General features: G+C 59.8%; 5 protein-coding genes. All 5 read right to left on the reverse strand.

Going from position 1 to position 5,122, the window contains the following annotated elements; all coding sequences use genetic code 11:
- Positions 1 to 4 precede the first annotated feature (4 nt).
- A complete protein-coding gene (locus tag QP828_RS08750; RefSeq protein WP_274732906.1) occupies positions 5 to 379 on the reverse strand; it encodes an SdpI family protein in 375 nt (124 codons plus the stop codon).
- A 190-nt stretch (positions 380 to 569) separates the two neighbouring features.
- Positions 570 to 2,264, reverse strand: a complete 1,695-nt coding sequence (locus QP828_RS08755) for an ABC transporter ATP-binding protein (protein ID WP_274732907.1) — start codon at positions 2,262 to 2,264, stop codon at positions 570 to 572.
- Positions 2,258 to 4,036 carry an ABC transporter ATP-binding protein gene (locus tag QP828_RS08760; protein ID WP_274732909.1) on the reverse strand — a complete coding sequence of 593 codons (1,779 nt, stop codon included), beginning with the start codon at positions 4,034 to 4,036 and terminating at the stop codon, positions 2,258 to 2,260. Before QP828_RS08760 ends, QP828_RS08755 begins: the two co-directional genes overlap by 7 nt.
- A gap of 12 nt (positions 4,037 to 4,048) precedes the next feature.
- Positions 4,049 to 4,729 carry a TetR/AcrR family transcriptional regulator gene (locus tag QP828_RS08765; protein ID WP_274733002.1) on the reverse strand — a complete coding sequence of 227 codons (681 nt, stop codon included), beginning with the start codon at positions 4,727 to 4,729 and terminating at the stop codon, positions 4,049 to 4,051.
- A 100-nt stretch (positions 4,730 to 4,829) separates the two neighbouring features.
- Positions 4,830 to 5,122 (reverse strand): Fic family protein (locus tag QP828_RS08770; protein ID WP_348520098.1); only part of this gene is annotated, 293 nt, incomplete at its 5' end.

Below are 5,122 nucleotides of genomic sequence, written 5' to 3' on the forward strand. Positions count from 1 at the left end.
CGAGTTATCCCTTCACTACCCGGACCGATTCCCAACCAACTAAATAAAACCATTTACACAAAAAACTTGACAAGCCCATGCAGGCGAGCAGCACCACCATGCTGAGGATGATGATCGCGGCGAGCACCCCGTCAGAAAGAGGGAGGAATACTGCGAAACCGCTGAGGACCAGGCATGCTGTGGCGGCGGCCGTCCACGGCCAGGCTGCGGCATGCGCTTCCTGCCACGTTTCCTGATTCGTCATGATGATGTCGGTTCGGTACCCGATGAGTTCGTTAAGCTTCAGGGTCTTTTTACGGGAAGCATAGGCAAGCCAGCCGCTCAACAGCGCAGAACCCCATAACGTACCCACTATCACTACCGCGATCTGCCAGGTCATTGGCCCTCCCATCATCCAGCTTCGTTGCTGGTGATCTTCTCAGTGAACGGTGTTTTCCCAGGGGCAAGTTTACTGAGTGGCAGCGTCGTCGTACCAGTACCCAACTCGAATTCGCGCCAGATAGAAGCTGTCGGAAATTTTGACAGGGTGCTTCCCACTGGGCGCGCTGCGATGCCGAAAACATCTGAATTCAGCGTGCCGCGAGCTGCGAAAAATCGACCACTTGGTCCGCCCACGCAATTGTGGAGGGGCGGTGAGCAACCATGAGTACCGTGCGGCCCACGGCGAGGCGCCGTATCGCTTCGCCGATGACTGCTTCGGTGATGCTATCCAGCGCGGAGGTAATTTCGTCGAGGAGGAGGATCGGGCTGTCCTTGAGGAAAGCTCGGGCGATGGCAACGCGTTGTTTCTCCCCGCCGGAAAGCGCATTCCCACCCGGCCCGACCTGGGTGTCCAGACCTGCGGGCAGCCGCTCAATAACTGAATCCAGCCCGGCCTGACTTACCGCCGTGAGGATTTCCTCCTCTGTGGCATCCGGCTTGGCCAGCGTCAAGTTTTCCCGGATGGACCCGCTGAAGAGGTAAACGTCCTGGAACACCATTGCGATGTGGCGCATGGGCTGGCATTCGTGAATATCGCGCCCGCCGAGCGTGATGGTTCCGCTTTGCGGCTGCCAAAAACCGGCGGCCAAAGCCAACGCAGTAGTTTTACCGGTACCGGAGGTGCCAACAAGGGCGGTTACCTTCCCGGCCGGTGCTTTCAAGTTGAGATCACACAGCACGGGGTAGCGCGGATCGTATCCGAAGGTCACCCCGGAAAACTCGATGGTGCTATCCGCGAGCGCGCCCGGATCCGTATTCGCAGGTACATCCGGGTCCACGCTCGCAGGCGTGGCGACAGTCGTGATATTGGGCTGTTCCTCGGCAGCCGCGATAATTTCATGCACCCGTTCGAGAGCTTGCATGGAATCTGTAAGAGCCGTGGAGTATAAAACTGATTGCGAGAGCGGCAGATTAATACGGGTCAGAACCACGGCGATGGCCAGGAAACTCAGAAAGTCCATATCGCCACCAACCACCAGGGCTCCGCTCCAGCCCAGGCATACGGCGAAAGCCAGCTCGACTAGCAGGAGGAACGCGGAGGCCGGGCGGCTTTGACTGCGCAGTGTCCTCAGGATTCCGGTGGACTCCGCCACAAGAGCCTCATCCAGGGGCTGCCATTGCGTTTGCCCGCTGCCGCGCAGGATTTGTTGGAGTTTCGCGAATTCGATAATCCGCCCGGCTACCCTGCGTGAGAGCCGGGCTTCGCTGGCTTGGGCTTCGCGCACCGCCCGGTGCATCCAGCCCCAGATGAACCACAATCCAATACTGGTCACCGCGAGGACCATCCCGAGGCGCCATTCCACCATCGTGACCACCACGGCCATAACGAAGGGAACCACCACCCCCGAGATCACCGCGGGAAATACCAGGGAAGCCAAGTGGGAGAGGGTGTTGACGTCTTTCGAGGTGGCATTTATGACCGCGGTGCGGCGGGATGGGGTGAACCACCCAACCGGGAGCCGTACTACCGCCGCACCGATTTTCTTCATGAGCTCGTCGCAGATCGTGTACACGCTCACCCGGTAGGACCAGCTCATCGTGACCACGTAGAGGAAAAATGTGATGGCGCCGCTGATGCATATCGCAAGGAGCCAGGAGGATAGCTGCCCATCGGCCGGCGCGCCGCCGCCAACGCCACCTTCGGTGAGCAGTGCCCGAAGGAACCCGATGAGCATCGCTAAGGTGATGCCCTGGGCTACCGCGGCCGCGGTGTAGGCCCCGATTAGGATTTTTATTTGGTGCACATCCACTACGGTGCGCATGGCCGTGAGCATTTTCAGCATAAGATTCCCTGCTCTTTCAGCATCTCGCGGTACAGGCCCGCGGTGGCCGCGAGTTCTTCGTGGCGGCCGGATTGCACGATCCGCCCGCCCGCGAGCACCAAAATCTGGTCGGCTTGGGCGAGGCCGCTTAGCCGGTGGGCGATCACCAAGGTGGAGCTATGCCCGCGCCGCGCCGCGATGACCTGGTGCAGCGCCTGCGCGGTACGGGTATCTTGGTGTGCGCTTGCTTCATCCAGTATGAGGAGCGGGGGATCCGCCAACAGCGTGCGGGCGATACTCAAGCGCTGCGCCTCACCGCCGGAAAGAACTGCGGCCTCCCCCAGGATCGTGTCATACCCGGCCGGGAGCGCAGCGATCCGTTCGGCGATATGCGCGCGGGCCGCAGCTGCCTGTATCTGTGCATCGGTAGCCTCCCGGTTGCCGAGCAGGAGGTTATCCCGCACGCTCACCGCGGCTAGGGACACATCTTGAAATACTGTGCCGACCTGGCTGTAGAGCCCCGCGCGGCTGTATTCGCGCAGGTCGTGCCCGCCGAGGGTAATGCAGCCGCTTTCCGGATCCCAAAAACGTGCCGCGAGCGCGCCGATGGTCGTTTTCCCCGCTCCCGAGGGCCCGACCACGGCGGTCAAGGTTCCGGGCGGGAGAGTGAAACTAATATCGTGCAGAACCGGGCGGCCCGGAGCATAACCGAAGGACACATTCTGGAAACGTAGTTCCGGGGCAGAAGCCGACGGGGCGGCCGCAGCCGGGGCAGGAGCCTGGTACTCCCCCACTTCCTGCGGTTTTTCAGCCAGCAACGCTGCTGTATCTTCCCCAGCCCGCAGCGAGCCTTGCAGATTCTGGGTGAGCGTCATAAGTTGCCCCAGGCCCGCGGGAAGCCCGAGCCAAATGGTGAAGAAAGCCAGGCTACTCGCGGGCGAGATCCAGCCACTCCACACAAACCAGCAGATGAGCGGGGCGCTCCACGCGAGGATCACGCCCGGCTGACTCAATGCGGATACCACCGCGATTCCTTTGCCGGCCCCGGCCAGCCAGCGGAAGGAGGCATCGGAGTTTTCTTCCCGCGCCGTGGTGAAGCGCCCGCCGACTCCGGTGGCGGGGAGTTGATAGTTTTTGATTTCTTTTATGCCATCGACGAGCTCCACGGTCGCGTCCGCGAGTTTCCGTTGGGCGACGTCGTAATCTTTAACGGCTTGATCCCCGCCACGGAAAGCAATCCCCATCGCCAGGCCAACGGCAACAATAAATACTCCGCCCAGGAGGAACGCCAGCTGCCAGTCGAGCACGCACAGGTAAATGCCGCCCACCAGCGGCGCCACGAGCGCGCTGGCAAGTTCGGCGCTGGCATGGGCAACCAGGGTATGAATGGCGCTGGTGTCATCGACCACGATTTTCCGGATTTCACCGGGGCCCAGCCGCCGCACCAGGCCCAGGGGTAAGGCGCCTAAATGTGTGATGATACGACGGCGCAACCGATGCCGCAGCCCTGCTTCGCTGATATGGGTGATACCAACTGCCCAGTTGTAACAGATGTGGTGTACCAGTAAGCCCACCAGGGTGAGCCCCAACCACCACCAGATACGTGCCGTGCCGCGGTCACCGAGCCAGTCATCAGCCAGACCAACTAATGCGATATAAGGAATGACCGAAGCACCGGATCCGATCCCGGCGATAATAAAGGAGACAAGCATTGATGTGCGCACGGGGGCTACCAGCTGCCAGGTACTCGGCTCGCGGGTGCGGGCTGTGTTGTTCCCTTGATGGTGAGACATGGGATCTTCTTTCTACCCGAGCGCATGCGTGCCGGAATATACCGGATCTTCCAAGAGGCTCCGCCACCCGGCTTCCCGGAATCTCTGAAGTAAGCCCAAGTATTTTTTGGCGTTCTCACGGTTGAGACCTTGCCTGAGGGCACCAAAGAAGCCGTACCAGCCGGTTTCACACATGACCTGCGCGAAGGCGGGCCATACCGCATCCCCTGGGCCGAGCTCGATATATAGGCGGGCTTCATATTCTGCCAGGTCAGCTACGAAGCTCTGATAGGGAGTGCCCGCGGATCCCCACAGAACTAACTGAAATACGGCGAGGTGGTCATAGACGTAATCGATCATCCACTCCGTGATACTGCTACCGAGATCCTCACCGGTGCTGCTACCGCTCTGCCGCAGTTCTTCCAGGCGAGCCTTTTCGGCAAGCGGATTTTCCGTGAGGGACTTTTCCGTGAGGGCAAGACCGCGCATAATGCCTTCGCGGTGCCGCTGGCGTAATTCCTGGCAGCAGGGTTCCACGAGAGCCGCAAACAAGGCTTGTTTATTATCAAAATGGGTGTATAGGGCGCCCGTGGTGACATTGGCTTCTTTGGCAATCACGCGCAAGCTGGCCGCCTCATAGCCGTGCTCGGAAAAATTCCGCAAAGCCGCGGCAAGGATCCGCTCCCGCGTTGAGCCATTTCCGCGTGCCACCATCACAACCCCATCTCACATAACACTGTTATGCGATCAGGATAGCTCGGCAGAGACAGTGCGGCAAGAGGTTTCACCACAGAGGAGTATCCGAAGCACAGACCTAGGAGCGAGACTTTCGGTATCTTTGATTTCGGCTGGTCGGCTTGTCCGGAATTGTGCGTTCAATAAGCCCGAGGCGTAAAGCGGGCATCAAGTAACCTTCGCGGAATGACCCACGATGTGACAATCCAAGAAGATCCATAATTTCAGCGGCAGAAAGCGTCTTATCCGACAGTACGGAAAGAAGTTGTTGGATTTTCCAATCGTGCACCGCGCCATCTTGGTCGGTATCTTGGTCGGTATCTTGGTCGGTATCTTGGTCGGTATCTTGGTCGGTATCTTGGTCGGTATCTT

Source organism: Actinotignum sanguinis, assembly GCF_030230305.1.
Taxonomy (GTDB): Bacteria; Actinomycetota; Actinomycetes; order Actinomycetales; family Actinomycetaceae; genus Actinotignum; species Actinotignum sanguinis.